We start from the raw sequence: 21891 nt of genomic DNA on the forward strand, positions 1-21891 counted from the left end.
CGTCTCTCCCTTCGGAACCCTCGGTCAAAACTCCTTTGCATCCCTCACATCGAACATACGCCTTCTTGAGCACTTTCTCCAGCCGCTCGCCGGTTAATCGGGAAGCAGGATCGCCAGTACGCCCGAATGGCAACGCGACGATCCTGCGACTGGAGACGAGAGATCCTGCAAAGACCGTCCAAGGGCATGAGAACAGCATGAGGCCGATGACTCTGAACCAACCGAATCGCGACCGATCGGTTCGTTCAAAGACGAACGGCCGTCGTATGCGCAGCGCACAGACGACAGCCGTTCCCTTCATTGCACATACGCAGCATTCGCTACACAGCCGAAGCCGCCACGATCCGCCCGATTAGTTCCCGAGAATCTCCTTCGCGACATACACGCCTGAACCGACAGCCAAGCCGACCGACGAGCCGGGATTGGAATAATACGGAACGCAATACGAGCTTCCCTGATCGACGCCGGCGACATATAGGCCAGAAGTCAAAGGAACGTTGACCGGCCCTCGAACGTCCTGCATTCCACGGCATGCTATAATACGTACATTCGTTCGTATTAAGGAAATGCCATGAAACCCTCTCCCGCCGAACAGGACTCCCTTTTCGACGCACAGGTCGATGCGACACGCCCGCTCGCCGCACGACTGCGCCCGCGCTCGCTCGATGAGGTCGTCGGACAGCAGCATCTGATCGGCCCTGGCAAGGTGCTGAGGCGCATCATCGAATCCGACCAGGTATCCTCCATGATCTTCTGGGGGCCTCCCGGTGTCGGCAAAACCACGATCGCCCGAGTCGTCGCAGATCAGACCGAAGCCCGGTTCATAGATTTTTCAGCCGTGACCAGCGGCATTAAAGAAATACGCACAATCATGCAGGAAGCGGACGCGCATCGCGGCCTGGGAAGGCGTACGATCGTCTTCGTGGATGAGATCCATCGCTTCAACAAGGCCCAGCAGGACGCCTTCCTCCCCTTCGTGGAAAAGGGCGCCATAACGCTCATCGGCGCCACGACGGAAAACCCTTCGTTCGAGGTGAACGGAGCGCTCCTGTCGCGCTGCAAGGTGTTCGTGCTCAAGGCGCTCACTGAAAACGATGTCGTCAAGCTTCTCGAGCGGGCACTTTCCGATGAGCGTGGATTCGGCGACGCCGATGTGCGCATCGAAGACGACCTGCTGCACGCAATCGCCCTCTTCTCCAACGGCGATGCCCGCAGCGCGCTGTCCACGCTGGAAATGGCGACCCTCAACGGCGACGAGCAGGACGGCATCATCGCGGTCACGTCCGATACCGTTGCGCAATGCACGTCGAACAGACGGCTTCTTTATGACAAGGATGGCGACGAGCACTACAACATTATCTCGGCGCTGCACAAATCCATGCGGAATTCCGACCCGGATGCCGCCGTCTACTGGCTTGCGCGCATGCTCGAAAGCGGCGAAGACCCGCTCTACATCGCGCGACGCATCACGCGCTTCGCCGCGGAAGACATCGGGCTCGCCGACACGAACGCCCTCAACGTCGCCGTGAACGCTTTCCACGCCTGCCACTTCATAGGCATGCCCGAATGCAGCGTGCATCTGTCGGAAGCCGTCATCTACCTGTCCCTCGCGCCAAAATCAAACAGCAGCTATATCGCCTACGAGCATGCCAAAAAGGATGCTCTGACCACCATGGCCGAGCCGGTCCCGCTCGTCATCCGCAACGCGCCGACGCGCCTTATGAAAGACCTCGGCTACGGCAAGGGGTACAAGCTTGCCCATCATGAAGAGCACAAGGTGGCCGCCGGCATGCGATGCCTGCCCGATTCGCTTGCGGGCCGCACATACTACCAACCTACCGAAGAGGGACGGGAATCCTGGCTCAAGGAACGTCTCGAACAGGTGAAGGCATGGCGTGGGCATGCGTCGGAGGAATAAAGCGCGCAAGGAAATGCTTTCGGTATCTTACCGATGCCGAAAGCATCTATTATGTTGCAGTTAACCGCCGTTCGACCTGCACGTGGAAAACCTTCGTATGAAGCGCTCTCTGCCAAGGCCTACCATGCTGAGTTGAATGCCGAGGGCGTCGCAATGCCGTCTTCCGACTGGAACGATGAAGGTGAGTGATCGCACGCAGCCAGCCCGGCAATCCCGCTATGCTTCGTCGGACCCGTATTCTCCCGCAGAGATAGCGGGCTCGGGCGCATCGATCTTAGACACGTCGCCCTTCCCCGCCGCCACGAGCAGGATAGTGCCTACCATAAGCGCAAGGCCGATCCAATCCCACGACGAAAACGACGTTCCCACGAGCACGGCCGAGCACACAGTGGCGCTTACGGGCTCGATGGCTCCCAGCTGGCTTCCCTGCACCGCTCCCACCAGAGCTATACCGTGCAGGTACAGGAAGAACGCCGCGAAGGTTCCGACGACGACGATGACCGCAAGTACCGCGACGCCTGCAACGTCGAGCTGCGAGATGAGCGCGGTTCCCATGGCGTTGCCCGCGCTTGCGACGGTATCGATCCCAGGGACGAAGAAGGCCGCTATCCACACCGCAGCGCCGGCGACGCCGCCCGCGAACATGCCCAACCCCGTCGTGACGAAGCTTCCCCACCTACAGCTCAAAGGCGTCGACAGCATAGAATATGCAGCGGCCGTCGCCGCAGTGGCGAAACCCCAGAACAACGCCGCACCTGAAAGCGACAGCGTCCCAAGGTCGCCCTGCGTGGCGATGACTGCGGTCGCGACGATCGCCAGCACAAGCCCTGCCACCTCGGGCCTTCGAGGAAGGCGCCTCGCAAGCATGCAGCTCGCGATCATGATCATGACGATATTGAGGCTCTGCATGACCGTCGCCGTGCCTGCATTCGTATATCCGATGGCGATCACGTAGGTGAGCTGGCAAAGATATAGGCCCGCGATGCCGAAGAGCAGAAGGCGCCGTCGCGCATGGCGGTCGGCCAGCATCCCCCGCGCCTGCGCACGATAACGAACCGCGATAACCGCCAGGAACAGAACACCCGCGCCCAACATGCGAACCATCGTGATGAACAAGCTCGATATGGCATAGCTCTCCAGCAGGAACTGCGAGCATGTGCCCGAGAATCCCCAGAGCGCCGCCCCTACGAGCGTTGATGCTATGCCTATCGTCCGTTTTTTCATGAAAGGCATTATAGAGCGACCGATGCTTCTATCCGCGCGCGCCGCCGTGCGCATGATCCGGAAATGATCAACTGCCGACGAGAATCTGTCCTGCGCCGCGAGACAGGTATCGACAAGATATCCCTTGCACCCCGTCCGGATGCATATCTGCTAGAAGGATTCGTAATGCGTCCACATGCTGAGGACCCTCACGATTCCCTCGTATGCAACACCGCCTTCTTCGAGCTCTCCCTCGATGACCTCATAAACGAAGCGATGCTGACGATTGATGCGCCTCGAATACATACCCTGCAGGCTGCCAACCAGCGGCTCGAAGGCGGGCGGATAGCCGAAGGGATCTTTCGACACCACGGCCACCAGCACTTTCGCCTTCTTGTCCAGCCCTGCAGACTTCAGTCTCCTGGCGTCCTTCGCGGCCTGCCTGGCGAACTTGACCAGATACATCGTCTACCAGTCCAATGTGTCGGCATAGAGGCTCTCATCCAAGGGTTCGTCACGCGCGGCCAGCAGCTTCTCGGCCATGCCGGGCACGCCCATGATATAGAGGGTCTCCTCGATGGAGGCCCAGTCATCCTCGCCCACAAGCACGGCGCCTTTGCCTCTGGCATTGGTGATGGCGACGGGCTTGCAGTCCTCATTCACACGATCGATCAGGTTGTATATGTCTTTACGGGCCGCCGTAGCCGTAATGCTCGTCATGGATGCACCCTTCTTCGTCATACTGTATAAAATGATAGCGTACGTTAATACGTACGTCAATGGAGCGCCGAAGCATCCGCCATGCAGAGCCGAAGGTAAGCACCCGGTTCCTGAGAGACAGCATCATGCTCAGCTTGCCTAGGCCCCCCGCCTGCAAGAAAAGGCTCGCCGACCTCTGCGACGCCCTCTCTATCGGAGGAACTAAGAACAGCGTGCAGTTCGGCGAGGCGCTCGTCATCCTGAACGATGCGCTAAAGAGCGAAAGAGTCGCCTAGCCGATGCGATCGCCGCGAAGACGGGTTTTCACCCTCCTTCTTATATTCAAGATGTATTACAATAACAATACAATACGATTGTAGGTGGTGAACATGGCAAAGACATCGGTCCTGCAGGTGCGCATGGACAGCGATCTCAAGGAACATGCCGAGAGCCTATACAAGAATATGGGCACCTCGCTCGCCGAGGCGGTGAGGATATTCGCCCGTCAGAGCGTCCTGGAAAACGGGATGCCCTTCACGGTTCACGTGCCCGCCGGCCATGGCGGTCGCACCTTAGGAATCGCCGACGGGCGCTACGCCATCCCCGACGATATCGACGCAGACAACGAGGAAATCGCCGCCCTGTTCGGAGTGTGGTCTAGATGAGAGTGCTCCTCGATACGCACATCGCGCTCTGGGCGCTGGCCGAAAGCTCGAAACTGCCCGAAGAACTCGTGCCCCTCCTCGAGTCGCGCGACAACCTCGTCTGCTACAGCATCGTTTCAGTATGGGAAGTCGCCATCAAGCATGCCATCCATCCCGAGAGCATGCCTATGCCGGAAGAGGACTTCGTCAAGCTCTGCGAGCAGACGGGCTTCGTTCGCCTGTCCCTCGAGCCTGCGCACATCTACGCCGTCAAGGCGATCTCGCGCGAAAGGAATGCCGCGCGGTATAACGACCCCTTCGATCGTCTGCTCATCGCGCAAGCGAAGGTCGAAGGGCTCACGTTCGCGACACATGACCAGTCGCTTCCCTCCTATCGCGAAAGGTGTATCACCTTATTCTGAGGCCCGGATCGAAAGTTGCGTTCTGAAGGTCTGGACCGGAAGCCACGGAAACGATTTGGAGGCAGGGCCATACGACCGCCGAGCGCACGGGCAGCGGAACCGAGAACTTCATTGCCTAGATGAAGGAATGCTGCAAGGCGTGGAACGATCCGGCCTCTCCGTCGCAACCGGCTCGCGGGAATCGCGCGCTATGGCAATGCCGACAGAACGGTATCGCCTTTCCGGTTACGACCAGCTCGGCATCGAGCTCCCCTACTCCGTCATGCAGGCGCCAAACGCCGTCACTTCCCTGGAAAACCCAGGCGTATCAGCTTCGTGCGGCGCTTCTTGTCGGCCACGCGCATCGATATGCGCGACACGATGCCGAGACGCCGACCGAGCAGGCGCAGGGCGTCTTCGAAGAACACCCGTTCCTCCATGAGCGTCGTCGACGTCTCGTCCGCGAAGGCGTGCGCATCGTTCACGAAGAACCGCATGAGAGCATCGGCGTTGCCCGTGCGCTTGATGAACCGGTTCGCGAATTTCAGGCCGTCCTCGTTCGTGGCGTCGAAGGCCATCTCGCCACGAGGAAACGCGGCGGCGCAGGAGCGTACGAAATCTTTGACCTGCTCCGGCTCGAAGTATTGGAAGACGCCGGACACGACGAGAAGCGTCGGGCGTGACGCGTCGAGCGCGCCGACCCATCCCATGGCGAACATGTCGCCCTCGACGAGCGTGAGCGCATTCTCTTCGCCGAATGCCGCCCTGCGCTGCGCGATGGTTTCGGGAAGATCGACGCCGAACCAACGCACATCCTTATCTGAAAGCGCGGAGCCGAGACGATAGGCGGCGGTCTCGAGGCCGAGGCCGAGCAGCACGACATTGCATGCCTCATGCGCCTCCGCGAACACGGAGATCATACCGTCGAGGTTGTAGTATCGGGCGACCGAAGCTATGTTCGAATACTCGTACGACCCCTTCTCCGCACCCGCGGGAATCTTCGCTTCAAGATCGAGGGCCGCCTGGTCGAAGAAATACTCGGGGAATCGTTTCGAGACAGCGATGCGCGCGATGAGCGGGACGTACGTCGTGTTCGCCACGCCTTCGAGCTTCTTCATGCGCATCATCTCCTTGGATGCCGAACGCCGACGCATCTGCCGCACAACGGCATTTCCCCTGAAAATCTAAGCATATCAGCTTCGTGCAACTTTTGCGCGTCATTCTGCGCGACGGTGCTCCGTCTTGGAAAGCGTATCGAGCAGCTGTTGCTTAGAATGCACGCCGATCTTCACATAGAGGCTTCTCGTGTAGCCCTTCACGGTATTCTCGGAGATGAGCAGCTCCTCACTGATGCGGCCCTTGCTGCGCCCTTGGGCTATGTACCAGGCCATGTCCCGCTCACGATCGGTCAGGCCGAAAACCTCCTGAAGCTCGGCGCAGCGATGCTCCAATGTATCGGCCGCAGAATCGCGCTCTTCAACGGATGGACGTTCCGACGCCTGCGCTGATCGCAGAGAGTCGTTGTACCGACCGTCCGATCCGAGATCGGCAAAGAAGGGTCGAGACGCAGGCACGTCATTCCGAAGCACGAAAGCCATGCTGAGCGCAAGCAGGCACACCACGATCGCGATGGCAACGGTAACGAACCCATCGGTCACACCGACGGCGGATATGAGATGCCGACCGACCTCGCGCGGTAGAAGATGTATGACCCAAACGCCGCCGAGAACCAGATAGGGCTCATACGAGCTGTGTCGCGAAAAATCATAGGCGCAATACCAGAGCAACCCGAGCATGAGCGTGTTCGCCATCGTGACAAGCACGGCTCCTGTCTCCGCGAACGGCTGGTCGAGCGAGGCGATGAGCAACACACCTGCCACCATGAACGCTATCTGGAAACGCCACGCAAATCCGAACCCGAACCGCGCGCCGCGTGCAAGCACCCGCCAGACCACGGCGATGCAGATGAGAGCGACTCCGACCTGATGGACGATCTGAAACGGCACCGAAAGCGCAATCGATTGACCATCGGGAAACCCGCGCGCGATGCCGAGGACGAAATCGAGCAATGCAAGTCCGCATGCCAGGCGTATGAACGTCGATCGGGGCTCGGCGTCATACGCATGGTCGCGCGGCACCGCATCGCCCCCCAAGGTTCCCTCATCAAGCAGCGCGGAAGCACGCCAATACGCGACAAGGGCGAGCGTAGGCAGGAATGCTGCGATGACATAGACCAGGTCTTGCGGCAGAAACCCGACGACAAGCCCGCCGAGCGCACTTGCGGCAAGACAGGCGAACGCATAGAAGAACGCGACCCTAGGCGCTAAGCGCACGAAGATGCCGATCCACATGCCGGCGCCCCATACGAGCCCGAGACCGCCGATCACGCATGCGAACAGATCGAACGGAACGCCGGACGCAATCGGCTGCACGAGATGAAACACGGGCGCCAACGTCATCGCCGTGACGGAAAACCAGCTCAGATTGCGCTGGACGATGCGTCCCATGCTTCGATGCGAGAATGCGACAAGGAGCAGCACGATAAACGCGACGCGGATAAGGTTTGCGAGAACGGTATATGAGCCGAAATCGGTCGCAGCATATCGGCCGTAGATGATGGCCTGGATCCAAATTCTCACGACCGCAAGCCCGAGCAGACACGTCGGACAGGTCATGATCGGACAATGGAATCTCTCGGAGCAGTTCGAGGTCGGTCTAGAAGCCATGCTCGGCGGCTGGGGGAACCGACGGAACGCTGCTGCAAGATCTCCTGAGGGAATTTCGGAACGCGCAGGCGCATGCGGATGAAATCCGCTGAGCGATGTCGCCTTGAAACGCAAGAACCCGCCTGACGACTCAGGCGGGTTCGCATGGATTCCGAATGGTGCCCCTGGCAGGATTCGAACCTGTGGCTTTCTGCTCCGGAGGCAGACGCTCTATCCCCTGAGCTACAGGGGCACGTAGAATGGATGTCGGTTATTATACGACATCTTGCATGCACGCGACGGATGGGGAAACCGATGCTTGAAGAACTCACCATAGAGCGGCTGTCCTACGGAGACGAAGCCGTGGCGCACCTGAGCGACGGGCGCGTGGCTTTCATCGAGGGCGCCTGCCCGGGCGACCGCGTGCGCGTGGATATCACCGAAGGTAAAGAACGCTTCGTGCGCGGACATGTGACGGATATCATCGAAGCATCCCCCGACCGCGTCGACCCACGCGCACCCTTCGAGATCGAATGCGGAACCTGCGGCTGGCAGCACGTCGCCTACGAGCGTCAGCTTATCGAGAAACGCGACAACATCGTCGCGCAGCTCGTCAAAGTGGCGCACGTCGATGCGGAGCGCGCCCAGAGCATCGTCGCACCCTGCATTCCGAGCGATCGACCGTGGGGGTATCGCAACAAGCTCGAATTCGCCTGTGCGACCGACGCCTCGGGCTTCACGATGGGATACCACCGCAGAGGCGCCGACGGCATCGTGTCGCCCAAGGAATTCCCCCTGGGATCGCACGCGCTCGCGAAGGCGCCCAAGGCCGTCCGCGGCGCGCTGCGCTTCCTTGCGGGCAGCAACGACCTGGGCATCTACCGCGTCGGCATCCGAGGATCGATGCGCACGAAATCGCTCGAGGTAGCGCTCTGGACCGAAGGCGGCAACTTCCCGCGCGTCGCCGTGGCGGGCACGCTTGCACGCGCCCTCAAGGCGTCGAGCATCGTGCGCGTGGCGACCGGCGGCCCTCAGGGCGCACGCAAGGTCAAGGGCGTGGAGGTGCTTCACGGAACCGGGTATTGGAAAGAACGCCTCTGCCAACAGTCATTCAAGATCACGGCGCCGTCGTTCTTCCAAGTGAACACCGAGCAGGCGGAACGGCTTGTGGAAACGACTCTCGAAGCACTCGACGTGCGCGAAGGAGACGAGGTGGCCGACCTCTACTGCGGCGTCGGCACCTTCACCATCCCGCTCGCGCGCACGGGCGCCCACGTCTACGGCGTGGAGAGCTACTCGTCAAGCGTGCGCGACCTGCGGCGCGTAGCCGAGGAAACGGAACTCGATATCGACGTCATCGGCGGCGATTCCGCGCGCGAGCTGCCGATGCTTGGGCATCTTGACGCCGTGCTCGTCGACCCGCCGCGCGCAGGGCTCGACGCATCGCTCGTGAAGAGCATCGCCGAAGCGGGTCCGACGAAAGTCGCGTACGTGAGCTGCGATCCCGCCACCTGGGCGCGCGACGTGGCGCGCTTCGAAGCGCAAGGCTACGAACTCGCACGCGCGACGCCCGTCGATCTCTTCCCCCAGACCTATCATGTGGAGACGACGAGCCTCTTGATCCGAAAGTAAGCGACGAAGGGTCGGCGGCATCGAGTTGCAACCGAACGCAAGGATGCGGGCGCACCGAAAAGACTCGTTGCGCCCGCATTTCATTGGAAGATCCGACCTTGGCCTTCAGACGATCTTCGCCTTCGGAAGATCCGACTGCAAACCCGACCGACAAGCCTTGGCCGACCCTCCTACGCGATTCCAAGGCAGCTGCGCACTGAAATACGTCCGAATGCGCAGCATTCGCCCAGGTTGCCGCCGCCGTTGTACATGTTGCACCACACGCTGCCGAACTCTCCCGCGCTGAACAGATGAGGAACGGGCTCGCCGTAAAGATCTATGATCTGTCCTTTTTCGTTGCGACGGGGGCCGCCGTCGGTGTTGAGCATCGTCGCGGAACAGTGGCATGCATAGAACGGCGCCTTTTTGATCGGGGTCAGCGTGTCGGCAGGACGATGGAAGTACGGGTCGTTGCCGGCATCGCATGCATCGTTCCACTGGTTGATGGTGGTCACGAGTTCGGAAGGCGCCATCCCCAGCTTGCCCGCAAGATCCTCGACGGTATCGGCGGAAAAGCCATAGCCTTCGCCCGCCGGATCGAACGCAGGGGCGATCTCGTCGGCCATCATGCCCGCATAGCCATCGGCATCCAGGATATACCAGGTGGTTTCCGGCATGGGCAGATGAGGCCACTCGCCGCCGAACTGCATATGCCCGTGGCGCGAACCGACATTGGTCTCGAGCGTCATATCGCTCATCGTCGACCAGTCGATTTCATGGTCGGAATCCCAATCCATGAAGAAGCGGCGGCCGGCGGTCGACACCGTGATGCCGTACTTCTTGGGCGTGCGCATCGTCACATCCGTGCCGTCAATCGGGGAAACGCTGGTCCAGAATCCGGCACAGCTGTTCATATGCCACATATCGGTGCCGATGCGAGCGCAGATGTAATGGCAGTCGCCTTCGTTCATCCGTCCGGCGATCGGACGTGCCGTGGTGCCCGAAAGGTAATCGGCACGCATCTGCGCATTGTTCTCGAAGCCTCCGCAGCACATCACGACGCCTTTGCGCGCTTTGATGTAATACGTCTTGTCGTCGAGATCGTATACGCCGCCGACGACCTCCTTGCTGGCAGGGTCCTGCACGAGGGCGGTCAGACGCGCGCCGAGCTTGTGGTCGATGACGTCGGATCGGTCCTGAACGATGCCGTGCAGGAATTTGATGACGTGGTCGTTCTTCTCGCCCTTGAACCACAGGACACCCAGGTTGTATGCGTCGGGAAGCTCGGCGTACTCGGGATAGCAGGTTGCGCCGCTCCCGTCGACGAAATGCTCCTCGAACATGACGTCGTCGGCGTTGAATCCGGGAAGCGATTCGAGCCAGGTGCGATTCTCGTGGATGCCGGCCGCAAAAGCGTCGAGCACGGCATCGGGCGTATTGTCCATCGTGCCGCGAAGCTCGTAGAGATACGTGCGGAAGCCTTCGGCATGGTCGTCGTCGGTCCACAAGACGCGGCCCGCGGAAAACGGGCTGTCGCCCGAACCGGTCGGATTCGTGCCCTTCTCGAGAATGACGCACGATGCCCCATCACCCTCCTGGGCGACAGTGATCGCAGAGGCCATGCCGGCAAGGCCGCCGCCCACGATGAGAACGTCGGTCTCTTCGTCCCACGAGATATCCTCGATCGACTGAGCGTCGTTGTTCTTGTTGGCCGCCTTCGGCGCGCATCCGCCGAGGCTCGCCGCGGCGACGCCGGCAACGAGCGTGGCGCCTGCCGCCTTGATGAACGAACGACGGCTCTGCGTAAGGTTGAGAGACGTGCTGTAATCCATGGAACCCTCCTTTAATCCAGGGACCGCCCTTTTCGGTCCCTCCCTCAGGCGAGGACCTTAGCGCGAGGAGCCGCTCGCACGCACCACCCGAGACGGGGCCTTTTCATGAAAAGACACCGCCCCGAAACGGGTTGTTTTCACTAAAGCACCAGTTCATTTCCACGAGGTAATCGCCGAAGACCCAAAGGCGCATCCGATTTCAAGAAACCCGAAAGCGCGCCCGACCGAACGCAGAACGAACGTGCCGCCGCGTTACGGGACATGGGATGCACGCGCGCCCGATCGCGTGCCGCATACGTCTTACGCGGGAAAAGGCGCACCTCTTCCGCTGGAGCGCACCTGATCGCATACGGGATGAGCGGTATCATGGCGAAGATATTCGAACGAAGATTCCTATGCAGCGCCAGGGCGCGAAGAATTTGAAGGATGGGAATTCATGGCACAGCAAGGGATGAATGATTCGAGGCAGGACGACCGCAATGGGTTCGCAGGATGGTTCCATGTTCCCTTCGTAGGCATAGCGTGCGTGCTGGCTTGGGCGTTCCAAGTGAATGCGCTTGCCGGCACGGGCGACGTTTCCGACCAGACAGCATGGATCGCATCGTATGTCGCCCTTTCGTTCGTTATGCCCGTCATGGGCCTGATTGCGAAGCGCATTCCTCGCGTCGTCTCGTTCAAGGCGATTCCCTTCGCCGCTGCCGCAGCAGGAGCCGTCGGCACCATCGGCATCTTTACGGCAGGCGTGATGTCGATGACCTGGCTGTTATACGCCTCGACCATTATGTGCGCCTGCGTTATCGGATGGCTCTATCTGCAATGGGCGCTCTTCTTCATCCGTTTGGACGTTTCCGAATCCATCTTCTGCCTCTTCGCAGCGAATATCGTCGGCTCCCTCATGAAGGAAGCGATGCACCTGCTTCCTCCTGTCGGCTCCTGTCTCGCTGCCGCGTGCCTGCCTGCCCTTTCGGTCCTGCTCTGCCTGCGCGCCACGGCCCTGGTTCCCAAACCCGAGGCGCGCGGCCACCGTTTCGGGCCGGGCACGTTCAAAAGCCTCTGGAAGGTCGGTGCGACCATCGTCGTGTTCAGCTTCGTGACGGCATATCTTATCGGCAGCTTTTCCGGTAATCAGAGCATGCTTTCCCTCGGTGAATTCACAGCCGCACGCATATTCGAGATCTTCGTGTCCCTTGCCGCCATCGCAACGGCTCGAACATTGAAGGGATCGTTCAATTTCGCGCATCTTTGGCGCATCATTCTGCTCGTGCTCGCCATCGATCTTGTCTGCGTCATCGTTCTGCCCCAATACCCTATGCTGCGCTGCGTCGAGAGCAGCGTGTGGGACCTGCTCGTGATCTTCTCCTGGCTCACGATCGCCGACATCGCACGCCACATGAACGAACCTCCAGCATTCGTATTCGGCATGACCTGGCCGGCCTATACGCTGCCGTTCGCCCTCGGAACGCTGGCAACAGGCTTCATGCGTGCGCACGCTATCGGCGGCGTCTCGGACGCATTCATCGCGCTGCTCATGTTCGCCCTGCTTGTAACGGCGCTTATCTGCCTTGAAACAAGGGATCAGGACACAAAGCAGATATTCGCGGATGAAAAGGCGCCTGCGTCAAGCGCGTCGATGGACGAAGGCCGCACCCTCGAAGCACGCTGCAACAAGCTTGCAGGAGAATTCAAGCTCACCCCTCGCGAGGTCGAGGTCATGATGTACCTGTACAGAGGGCGTACGAAGGCGTACATCGCCGAGACCCTGTTCCTCACGGAGAACACGGTGCGCGGACATGCCAAACACCTCTATGCCAAACTTGACGTGCACAGCCGTCGCGATCTGCTCGACCTGATCGATGCCGTGGATACGGATTCGCAACGAACCGATGCCTGAAGCCTTCGAAGCGAGGGGTAGTCGAGCGTGCCGCGCCAGGATGGCATGCTTGGCAGACCTCGCCTGCGCACTAGGATATTTTGCTTCATGTCGAGCGCCTCGACGGGATTCTCGGATGCCATTCCAGCATGACGAAGCATCGTGCATACCGGGATGTCGTGTCCGCCGCGCCGCCTTGCGTGCCGAGTCGACTTTGCTATAATTCGACATCCCTGCTCAGCAATGGAACGTCGGGATGTGGCGCAGTTTGGTAGCGCGCCTGCTTTGGGAGCAGGATGTCGCAGGTTCGAATCCTGTCATCCCGACCATCGCATCGGCATTCAAACGCTCATGCGATGCCGTCCATGGACTTCTTCACCCGTGCGTTTCTCCGCTGCGGCGTATCGCCGGTCCATCGATAGAGTCGACGTCATCGAGGCAGCCCTGACGGCCTGACCGCGGATATCCTTGCTTCCCAAGCGAACTGACCGAAGCCGACACCGCCTAGACGGACGAGAGCCGCTTCAGCACCACGCACAGAAAAGCCGCCAGGAACGAGACGGCCGCAAGCGCGAGCATGACGGGGACAAGCCCGATCGCATCGCCTTCCAGCCCTAGGAGAGGTTCGACCATCCCTCCAGCGCACACAGCGATTCCATAGGAAAGACCCGACGCCATACCCAGGTGGCGGGGGATGTAGCTCATGCCAAGCGCCACCGCCGACGGATAGAACAGGTCGAGCGCAACCGCCAGCACGAGCGTGAGAATAAACGCTACGGCCACGATGCCGTTGAACGCGAACCCGACGATACCGATGCCCATGAGAACGCAGCAGGTCGTCATGAGCCTGATCGTCCCCGTCTTCTCGGCAACGCGACCGGAAAGCGCCGTCGCAAGCGCAGCCGCAATGGAAAAGACCGATATGGCGGTGGAGCTTAGGGCTTCGCTCTGCCCGAGCATCCCAACAAGGAACAGCGGAATGAACGCCATAAGGCCGTAGTGCAAGATGGAACGCATCGTGAGCACGCCCATGACGATGCCGAACAGCCCCCAATGCTCGCGTGCCGTCGAATCGCCATCTGCAGGGGATGCCGCAGTTCCCAGGGCCTTGAAGCGTCCGTTGAACCCGAGAAGCAGCATCGCGCAGACCGTCGCCGGCACGAGAAACACCGCCGTGCCATGCAGCCCGAAGGCGGAAAGGAAGATCGCGCACAGGATGGGGCCGATGAAAAAGCCGATGTTCCCGCCCACGGCGAAGATGCTCATGCCGTTGCCCTTGCGCTTTCCGGCGGCCAAATTCGAGAGGCGCCCTCCTTCGGGATGGAACATCGCCACGCCGATGCCGCTCACCGTGGCCGACGCCACGACCCACCAGTATCCATGCACCTGCACATACCCTATGCCTGCCATGCCGAGTCCAGCGATGAAGACTCCGAGCGCCATAAGCCAGGGCGACGGATGCTTGTCGCCCAGCCATCCGAACAGAGGCTGGATGACCGCAGACGCGATATTGGCCGCGAATACGAGCATGGTCGCCTCGAAATAGGAGTATCCGCTTCCCACAACGAGAAAAGGAAGGACGGCGGAAAGAGCCCCTTGGTTGATGTCGGAGCACACGTGCCCCGTCATGGTGAGGTAGTTGGCGAGCGCATCGCCGCCCGATCGTTCTGTCGCGTTCTTTCTCGCCGTCATCCGCGCAATCTTCCCCATAGATCCGCTATTCGCATTCGCATTCGCATTCGCATTCGCATTCGCATTCGCATTCGCATTCGCATTCGCATTCGCATTCGCATTCGATGGTATCCTCCTCATTCATCGGAGGCTATCCCTGCAGTTTCGGGTTTTTCAAAATATCGTCAGAACCGGCCTTGGCACGCGTGCATTCGAGTACCACCCCTCCCACAACTCAACGCCGTGCCGAGGGCTTTCCGAAGAGACCGGAGAAACCAGGCGTCCGAATCCTGCGACGCCGCTACCTGATGGATTATTCATCGGATTTATCCGAGGACGCAGGGCTCTTGGGGTATAATCCCTCTGCTTCGCGGGTGTAGTTCAATGGTAGAACCTGAGCCTTCCAAGCTCATGACGCGGGTTCGATTCCCGTCACCCGCTCCACGAATGCACGAGAGCCGCCTTCTTCGGGCGGCTCTTTCTCATTGCAGTCCCGCTTGGAGCTTCGCCTTTAACGCACGCAGCGCGTTTCCTCGGTGCGATATCGCGTTCTTTTCATCCTGGCCCACTTCGGCAAGCGTCTTCTTCTGCCCGAAGGCATCGGGCAGAAACAGCGGGTCGTAACCGAACCCTTCGCTTCCCCGCGGTTCATGGCCGATGCGCCCCTTTATGAAGCCCATCGCGTCGGTCCGCGTACCGTCTTCGTCGATGAAGACGAGCGCGCAGGCGAATCGCGCCGTGCGCGCGTCATCGGCCACGTTTTCGAGTCCGGCCAGCACCTTCGCATTGTTCGCCGCATCGTCGCCGTGCACCCCGGCATAGCGTGCGGAGAAGACGCCCGGCTCGCCGCCGAGCGCATCCACGATGAGTCCCGAATCGTCCGCAAGCGCGGCAAGACCCGTATGCATGTGTGCCGCCTGCGCCTTGATGAAGGCGTTGCCGATGAAGTCGTCGGCGTCCTCCGCAGGTTCGGGGTATGGCTCGCATTCCGCAAGCGTCACGAAGCGCCAGCCAGGAAAGTCGAGCGCGGTGCGGATCTCTTCGACCTTATGCGCGTTGTTGGTCGCGATGACGACGGTCTTTTCCATATCTGCCGATCTCCTTCGTTGAATGGTAGGCGCATCGCATGCCTCGATCGCCGCGGTCGGGGCGATGATCGGATAGATGCGCCGCGCAGCGGCTGCCTCTCGGTGCCTGCGATGCCCGTACGACCTGAGAATGCCCTTATGACGATGTCCCCTGTAGCGGACGCTACCTCCCGATAGCGGCGCGCTGTTTCTCGAGCAGACCGTCGATGCCCACCTGCGCCATGTCGAGCATCTCATTCAGCGTCGCCCGCGAGAACGAGACCTGTTCGCCCGTGCCCTGAACCTCGACGAGCTCGCCCTTTCCGTTCATGACGACGTTCATGTCTATCTCCGCCTGGGAATCCTCGCGATAGTCGAGATCGAGCAGCAGACGCCCGCCCACCATGCCGACGCTTACAGCCGCCACCTGGCCGAACAGCGGATTCGTCTTGCAACGTCCAGCCATGCGCCACATCTCGAACGCATCCCATGCCGCCACCCAAGCGCCCGTGATGGATGCCGTGCGCGTACCGCCATCGGCCTGAAGGACGTCGCAGTCGATCGTCATCGTAACTTCACCGCCCATGCGGCCCATATCGCAGACGTTGCGCAGAGAACGCCCGATCAGGCGCTCGATTTCCTGACTGCGGCCTTTGCGGCCCTTGGTTTCGCGCGGAGTGCGCTTGGTGCCCGCGGCGGGAAGCATGGCGTATTCGGCCGTGAGCCAGCCGAGGCCCGAACCCTTGCGCCAGCCTGCGACACGGTCTTCGATCGTCGCGCTCACGAGCACGTGCGTATCGCCGAATTTCACCAGGCAACTTCCCGAGGCGTTCTTCATGACGCCCCGTTCGAGCGTGACATCGCGCATCGCGCGGTCAAGACGATTATCGACCCTCTGTGCGAACATAGGTTCCTCTTTTCTCATCAACGTGAATCAACGTGCGATCGGCATGCGTCAACATGTATCAACGTGCGACCGATGCCGATACGCGACGATCGTGCGACTTCGATAAGGCTCGCACGAGTCAGCGCGCGCGACGCGGTCTCCTTCGCTGCATTCCCTTCTAGGATTCCAGCATGCCACCGGCATGGCTTTCATTGCGAATCACAGCATACGTTTCTTCTCAGCCCGCTCGTCGCCGCACCTCGTTCTCTCTATTCCGATTCCGAAAGCTATTCCAATTCCGAAAGCGATACGTGAATAGGATGGGCGATCGGCCTGTTGAATACGCGCGAGCCGAAGTCATGGAAGTCGTCGAGCGCTTCCGAGGTGGTGTAGAACTCGTAGACGGGAACCGCATCGGGCGATGCGGTCTGACGACGGGCCGTCAGCGTTGCGCGCACGTCGTGGGCAAGCGCTTCGGACGAAGAGACGAGCAGGACCTTATGCCCCATGACGCCGCCGATCAACGCCTTGAGCAGCGGGTAGTGCGTGCATGCAAGCACGAGCGCGTCCACATGGCATCGGCGCAGGGGCTCCAGGTACTCACGTGCGATCGCCTGGAACGAAGGGCGGATATACGCCTTCGACGCCATGCTCGTCAGGTCTTCGATCGGACCCTTCGAAAGCCTGATGCCGTTCTCGACGATTTCGACGAAACGAGGAGTGGCGATGCTGAAAACCGTGAGACCTGCGTCGATAGCGCGTATGGCGCGCGGATAGCAGTCGCTTTCGATCGTGCCTTTCGTGCCGATGACGCCGACGCGACCGTTATGCGTGGCCCGCGCCGCCGCGCGCGCGCCTGGCTCGACGGCTCCGCGGACAGGCACCGAGAAGGTCTGCTGCGCCCGCTCGAGCCCGGCGGCCGTCGCCGTATTGCAGGCGATGACGAGCATCTTCACGTTCTTCGTCGTGAGCCAACGGCCGATCTGCTGCACGAATTCCGCCACCTCATGCGGGTCGCGGGGGCCGTATGGGCAGCGTGCCGTGTCGCCGAAATACACGATGGATTCGTGCGGCATGAGCGCGGCAATCTCGCGTGCGACGGTCAGCCCGCCGTATCCCGAATCGAACACGCCGATGGGAGCGTTGTCGAATTCAGGGGCGTCGAGTTTGAGAGCGGCATCGGTTTCAAAGACGACGAGCTCGGGGGCGTCGGACTCGGGGACGGCGGACTTGAAAGCGTTGGCTTCGGGGACATCGGACCCGAAGGCACCAAATCCAAAGCCGGGAACGCTTTGCCCGAAGTCGCGAATCTCGGAATCATGGAGTTCGAGGCCGTTCCGGCCGGAACCCGCAGCGTTGCCGCACCTGTCAGAACCCGTAGCGGGGTCGGACCCATTGGAGCTGGAGCCCGCAGCGTCGCCGCGTCCGTCGGAACCCGAGGAGCTGCAATTGGATCCAGCTGCCCCCAACGCATCGTGGGCAGGTATTTTCAATGCATCGTCACCCGATGCGCCTTCAAGCGGCAACGAATGCGACATATATTCAAAGGCCCCCGTCGGTGCGGATGCTTCCCTTATACGCTCTTGTTCTCTCATGTCATCAAGGATACCTCATGTGATGCGAGACGACACGCACCCATCCGAGTTCCAGACGCACGCGTCTCCCCAAGTTCCAAAATAGGGAAGTTCTGAGAAGAATCGCATTCTGATTCGGTCGTAAGACGATGATTATCGTTGCGTGCACAACGAATGGCAATTAGTTTCGTTGCTTTGACAACAAGACAAGATTTGCCTTCTCTCAGGACTTGAAAATACCGACATCGTCGCCCGCATTCACGAAGCCCTCTCTCAGATCTTTCGAATTTTGGAACCCGAACGATCGTCGATGCCACGCCCCGTTTCCAAAGCTGAACCTAACCGCAACGCTGAAGATCGCAAGCTGAATCCTTCTCCAATGCCAAAATATTGAAGTTTAGTATACCCTCAAGGGGTATATTTTAGACTATTTTGTTGTTAATACAACGCAATAATGCTGTTCTTGGGGCTATTTCGTTGTAGAAGCAACGCAAATTGGATTCAAAATTCTCTAAGCAGCCGTATTTTGACACCGGCGTCGGATTTAGGAGCCGAAAAGGGGCTATACCCCCCCTCGATCGTAATGTTCCGTCCCCTTGATGCAACGCATGCGCATCCACCGACCCCGCTCACTGAATCGAGGTAATATATGTCGTATCTATCCCCCGTGGTACAGCTCATTTGTGCATCCCCCCTGGTGCGGCCCGTCCGTCAATCCTCGCCGAATTCGCCCTCATCCTCGATACGGCAGGTGACGACGAACGCCTTGGAGAAGCGGCCATACGGCTGGTCTATGCGGATGCGATAGCCATGCATCCTGACGATGCGCGCCGCGATGGCAAGGCCGAGGCCGCTCCCCTCGCCCGAACGGGAGGCGTCCCCGCGCACAAACGGATCGAACAGGGATTGCGCATCGCCCTCTATGGGTCTGCCTGTGTCGGCCACGACGACATCCGCGACGCCGGCTTTCCGCACGAGCGAAACCAGGATCTCCGTCCCCTCATCGGTATGCCGCACAGCATTGGCGATCAGGTTGCCGATCACGCGCTTCAGCTGGACGGCGTCGGCGAAGACGGGAACCGGCTCCTCGGACACCTCGAGCGAAAGCTCCATACCCGCCGCCTCCACATCGGCATACAGGGCGGCCGCCTCCGCAAGCACAAGCTGCGGAAGATCGACGGTCGCGCGATCAAGATGGAATCCTTCGCTATCGAGCTTGACGAAATCGAAAAGCGTATTGACCAGGTCGGCCATCTTCGTCGCCTTCGCGACGATCGATTTCAGGTATCGATGCCGGTCGGCAGGATCGTCCACCATGCCGTCGGCGAGAGCCTGAGACATGCCGACGACGGTCGTGATAGGCGTCCGCAAATCGTGCGCCATATCGCTGATCAGGAGGTTGCGGCGTTCGTAGAACAAGGCGCGCTCCTCCTCGCGCGCACGCTGCTCGGCATCGATCCTCCGCTGCGTGAGAGAAGCGAACGCGAAGGCTCCGGCGACGATCGGAAGAACGAGGAGCGCCACGCAGAAGGCGAGCATGAGGAATATGCCGGACATCTCCGCCAAAGCCACCGGAATGTTGTTTCCTCCGGCGATGGCGTCTGACACGGCGGCGAGCGCAAGGCGCGCCACCTCTCCGAGGCTCGCCGTGCCGATATCCCCCTGGACCAGAATGGTCAACCATGGAATGAGGAAGCCTTGCTCGAGGGACGTCACCAGGATTTCGAGCACGGCGATGGCGACGGCGACGGCGATGAACCGTTGAATGAGAAACGCACGCAGGCTCGACGGCGCATCGACCGCATCCGGCAAAGCCGCCCGTCTTCTCCCCATGCCTACGCCTCCATCCGGTAGCCGAGCCCACGCACCGTGGCGATATAGGCGCCCGGATCGTCCGAAAGCTTCGCGCGCAGCTTGCTGATCCCCACCATGACGTTGTTGCCCGATGCGACGTATTCCTCTCCCCAGCCTTCCTCGAAAATCTGCTGCTTGGTGAAAACACGGCCAGGATGGCTCATGAACAGAGAAAGCATGCGGAATTCGACGGGCGTGAGATCGAGGGGTTCATCGCCTCGATGCAACACGCAGGCATCGAGGTCGAGCGTAAGATCGCGCACCGAAAGCACGCGCGCGACACGAAGCGGAGCCTTCGCGGACGGGTCGTCGGGCGATGCACCGGCAGGCATGCCGTAGGCGCGGCGCAAACACGAGCGCACGCGCGCGAGCGCTTCGAGCGGATTGAACGGCTTGGTCAGATAGTCGTCCGCACCCAGATCGAGCCCGATGATCTTATCGGGATCCTGTCCTTTGGCCGACACCATGATAACGGGCAGGGCGCTCGTCTCGCGCAGGCGCCTCAGCACCTGGTAGCCGTCTATACGCGGCATCATGATATCGAGCAGCACCAGGTCGATGCCGCCCGCCTTGACGGCCCCGAGGGCTTCGGCGCCGTCGACGGCTTCCCGCACGCGATATCCCTCGCTTTCGAGATATAGGCGCAGAAGCTCGCGGATATCCTGGTCGTCGTCGGCGATCAGGATGCAACGGGACGATGGGGACCCATAGGTCATGGCGGCTCCTCGAAATCCGATAGGGGAAACGGAACGTCCCGCGATCGCACTCGCGGGACGTTCCGAATGCTTGCAGACAATCGACGTCTATCGAAGCGGACGGCTTCCACCATACCGCACGGGACGCTCCATGCGCACGCGGCGAATCGATCGTCGTCGGTGCCGAAGACGCATTAGAGGCTTAGGCCGCCGGAATCTCGGCAGCGGCCGGCATCCCCTCGCCATAGCGCAGCGCCTCGAAGAGGGCGGCGTTCGTCATGCCGCGGTACGGCTCGACATAGAGAACGCTCAGCAGGCCGAACGTCGGGATGGATAGGATTTCCCAGCCGATGAACGACAGATCGAGGACGAAGGTGCGCCATTTCTGGCCCTGCATCATGCGACGGCTCTCGTCAAGCGCCTCGCGCCAGGCCATATCGGGCTTCTCGGTCAGCAGGTATGAAACCATACGGTACTGGTAGAGCTTCACGATGCCGGGAACCACGAGCACGAGCGTCCAGAGGAAGATGAAGACGTCGCGCAGGATCATGGTCTTGACGATGTTGAGGTAGGAATGGTCGAAGCCGAATGCGACCTCCTTGACTCGAGCGGCATCGTTCAGGTTGCGCACGAAGAACCGACGCACGCCCACTTCGACCGGATTGGCGACGAACGCCTGCAGCAGAATGGCGAAGGCCACGACCACGACGCCTATGATGATGCCTGCATAGAGCAGCGACCTGAGAAGGAGCGACCTCTCTTCGTCGGTCAGGCCGTCGGTCGTCTCCGTCGCCGATCCGTCGTTCGTCGATGCCAGGTCGGCATCGGATGCCGAAGCGTTCTCGCGCGCCGTTCCGCCGTCCGCGACAGCAGCCGTGTCAGCGGCCGCGCCGTCCGACGTATCGGCGGCCGTGCCGTCTTCTACCGCGCCGACCGACGTGATGCCATCCGCCATGAGAGATTCTCCCACCGCGGGATTCGAAGGCATGCCCCCGGCCGAGTAGGCGCCTCCGCCGCAAGCGATCGCAAGGATCAGCGCGACGAACACGGTCTTCCAATAATTCGCTTTGAAGGTCGCCTTTCCCTTGGCCTTCAGGTCCCTACGCGTCCACATGATTGCCTCCAGTGCCGAATGCCAACGCTTTGCGATGCCCCAAGCATACGAAGCGAATCTTTCCGAAGCCCGAAGGCGACCTTAACGCTTCCTTAATACGAGGAACGCATCGCACATGCGAAGGAGGCGATAGGCGTGCGGACGGTT

18 protein-coding genes and 3 tRNA genes are annotated in these 21891 nt (G+C 60.6%); 7 read left to right on the plus strand and 14 right to left on the minus strand.

The window, feature by feature from the left end:
* Positions 1-571: 571 nt before the first annotated feature.
* A complete protein-coding gene (locus HMPREF1155_RS00435; RefSeq protein WP_009076552.1) occupies positions 572-1918 on the plus strand; it encodes a replication-associated recombination protein A in 1347 nt (448 codons plus the stop codon).
* Positions 1919-2134: 216 nt separating this feature from the next.
* Here the strand turns inward: HMPREF1155_RS00435 and HMPREF1155_RS00440 are convergent, their stop codons facing one another.
* The 3 genes from HMPREF1155_RS00440 to HMPREF1155_RS00450 all read right to left on the minus strand — a co-directional run bounded on the left by HMPREF1155_RS00440 (position 2135) and on the right by HMPREF1155_RS00450 (position 3841).
* A complete protein-coding gene (locus HMPREF1155_RS00440) occupies positions 2135-3142 on the minus strand; it encodes a DMT family transporter (protein WP_238319024.1) in 1008 nt (335 codons plus the stop codon).
* 150 nt (positions 3143-3292) lie between these two features.
* Positions 3293-3586: a Txe/YoeB family addiction module toxin gene (locus HMPREF1155_RS00445; RefSeq protein WP_009076397.1), complete on the minus strand. Its 294-nt coding sequence runs from the start codon at positions 3584-3586 to the stop codon at positions 3293-3295.
* Positions 3587-3589: 3 nt separating this feature from the next.
* Positions 3590-3841 carry a type II toxin-antitoxin system Phd/YefM family antitoxin gene (locus HMPREF1155_RS00450; protein ID WP_039993056.1) on the minus strand — a complete coding sequence of 84 codons (252 nt, stop codon included), beginning with the start codon at positions 3839-3841 and terminating at the stop codon, positions 3590-3592.
* 368 nt (positions 3842-4209) lie between these two features.
* On the opposite strand from HMPREF1155_RS00450, the gene HMPREF1155_RS00460 reads away from it, so the two are divergent.
* Together HMPREF1155_RS00460 and HMPREF1155_RS00465 are read left to right on the plus strand one after the other, a co-directional pair.
* Positions 4210-4485, plus strand: coding sequence for a type II toxin-antitoxin system RelB/DinJ family antitoxin (locus tag HMPREF1155_RS00460; RefSeq protein ID WP_039993058.1), 276 nt, complete (start codon positions 4210-4212; stop codon positions 4483-4485).
* Positions 4482-4886, plus strand: a complete 405-nt coding sequence (locus HMPREF1155_RS00465) for a type II toxin-antitoxin system VapC family toxin (protein WP_039993059.1) — start codon at positions 4482-4484, stop codon at positions 4884-4886. The genes HMPREF1155_RS00460 and HMPREF1155_RS00465 overlap by 4 nt, the downstream gene beginning before the upstream one ends.
* Positions 4887-5167: 281 nt before the next feature.
* Here the strand turns inward: HMPREF1155_RS00465 and HMPREF1155_RS00470 are convergent, their stop codons facing one another.
* From HMPREF1155_RS00470 to HMPREF1155_RS00480, 3 genes are all read right to left on the minus strand, one after another.
* The gene (locus HMPREF1155_RS00470; RefSeq protein WP_039993111.1) at positions 5168-5983 is read right to left on the minus strand and encodes a class I SAM-dependent methyltransferase; all 816 of its coding nucleotides are present in this window, start codon (positions 5981-5983) and stop codon (positions 5168-5170) included.
* 99 nt (positions 5984-6082) lie between these two features.
* On the minus strand, positions 6083-7540 hold the full coding sequence (locus HMPREF1155_RS00475; RefSeq protein ID WP_238319025.1) for a LuxR C-terminal-related transcriptional regulator: 1458 nt from the start codon (positions 7538-7540) through the stop codon (positions 6083-6085).
* Positions 7541-7747: 207 nt separating this feature from the next.
* Positions 7748-7823: transfer RNA gene (locus HMPREF1155_RS00480), tRNA-Arg, on the minus strand.
* A 62-nt stretch (positions 7824-7885) separates the two neighbouring features.
* Between HMPREF1155_RS00480 and rlmD the strand changes: the two genes are divergently transcribed.
* Entirely contained in the window at positions 7886-9202 is a 1317-nt protein-coding gene (rlmD, locus tag HMPREF1155_RS00485; RefSeq protein WP_009076069.1) for a 23S rRNA (uracil(1939)-C(5))-methyltransferase RlmD, read from the plus strand.
* A gap of 170 nt (positions 9203-9372) precedes the next feature.
* Here rlmD and HMPREF1155_RS00490 read toward each other — a convergent pair whose 3' ends face one another.
* On the minus strand, positions 9373-11013 hold the full coding sequence (locus HMPREF1155_RS00490) for an FAD-binding protein (protein WP_009076380.1): 1641 nt from the start codon (positions 11011-11013) through the stop codon (positions 9373-9375).
* Positions 11014-11449: 436 nt separating this feature from the next.
* On the opposite strand from HMPREF1155_RS00490, the gene HMPREF1155_RS00495 reads away from it, so the two are divergent.
* Together HMPREF1155_RS00495 and HMPREF1155_RS00500 are read left to right on the plus strand one after the other, a co-directional pair.
* Positions 11450-12904, plus strand: coding sequence for a LuxR family transcriptional regulator (locus HMPREF1155_RS00495; protein WP_009076382.1), 1455 nt, complete (start codon positions 11450-11452; stop codon positions 12902-12904).
* Positions 12905-13135: 231 nt separating this feature from the next.
* Positions 13136-13212: transfer RNA gene (locus HMPREF1155_RS00500), tRNA-Pro, on the plus strand.
* A 175-nt stretch (positions 13213-13387) separates the two neighbouring features.
* Here the strand turns inward: HMPREF1155_RS00500 and HMPREF1155_RS00505 are convergent.
* Positions 13388-14575, minus strand: a complete 1188-nt coding sequence (locus tag HMPREF1155_RS00505; RefSeq protein WP_238319026.1) for an MFS transporter — start codon at positions 14573-14575, stop codon at positions 13388-13390.
* A gap of 349 nt (positions 14576-14924) precedes the next feature.
* Here HMPREF1155_RS00505 and HMPREF1155_RS00510 point away from each other — a divergent pair.
* A tRNA-Gly gene (locus HMPREF1155_RS00510) sits at positions 14925-14998 on the plus strand.
* Between the two features lie 38 nt (positions 14999-15036).
* Here HMPREF1155_RS00510 and rdgB read toward each other — a convergent pair.
* From rdgB to HMPREF1155_RS00540, 6 genes are all read right to left on the minus strand, one after another.
* The gene (gene rdgB / locus HMPREF1155_RS00515; protein WP_009076189.1) at positions 15037-15642 is read right to left on the minus strand and encodes an RdgB/HAM1 family non-canonical purine NTP pyrophosphatase; all 606 of its coding nucleotides are present in this window, start codon (positions 15640-15642) and stop codon (positions 15037-15039) included.
* Positions 15643-15805: 163 nt separating this feature from the next.
* Positions 15806-16528: a ribonuclease PH gene (rph, locus tag HMPREF1155_RS00520; RefSeq protein WP_009076465.1), complete on the minus strand. Its 723-nt coding sequence runs from the start codon at positions 16526-16528 to the stop codon at positions 15806-15808.
* A gap of 266 nt (positions 16529-16794) precedes the next feature.
* Positions 16795-18045 carry a glutamate racemase gene (gene murI, locus HMPREF1155_RS00525; protein WP_009076019.1) on the minus strand — a complete coding sequence of 417 codons (1251 nt, stop codon included), beginning with the start codon at positions 18043-18045 and terminating at the stop codon, positions 16795-16797.
* A gap of 747 nt (positions 18046-18792) precedes the next feature.
* Positions 18793-19914, minus strand: a complete 1122-nt coding sequence (locus HMPREF1155_RS00530) for a sensor histidine kinase KdpD (RefSeq protein ID WP_009076360.1) — start codon at positions 19912-19914, stop codon at positions 18793-18795.
* Positions 19915-19916: 2 nt separating this feature from the next.
* Positions 19917-20651: a response regulator transcription factor gene (locus HMPREF1155_RS00535; RefSeq protein ID WP_009076499.1), complete on the minus strand. Its 735-nt coding sequence runs from the start codon at positions 20649-20651 to the stop codon at positions 19917-19919.
* Positions 20652-20832: 181 nt separating this feature from the next.
* Positions 20833-21744 (minus strand): DUF975 family protein, encoded by a 912-nt coding sequence (locus HMPREF1155_RS00540; protein WP_009076342.1) that lies wholly within the window; start codon positions 21742-21744, stop codon positions 20833-20835.
* Positions 21745-21891 lie beyond the last annotated feature (147 nt).

This window comes from Slackia sp. CM382 (genome assembly GCF_000293015.1).
Classification (GTDB): Bacteria; Actinomycetota; Coriobacteriia; order Coriobacteriales; family Eggerthellaceae; genus Slackia; species Slackia exigua.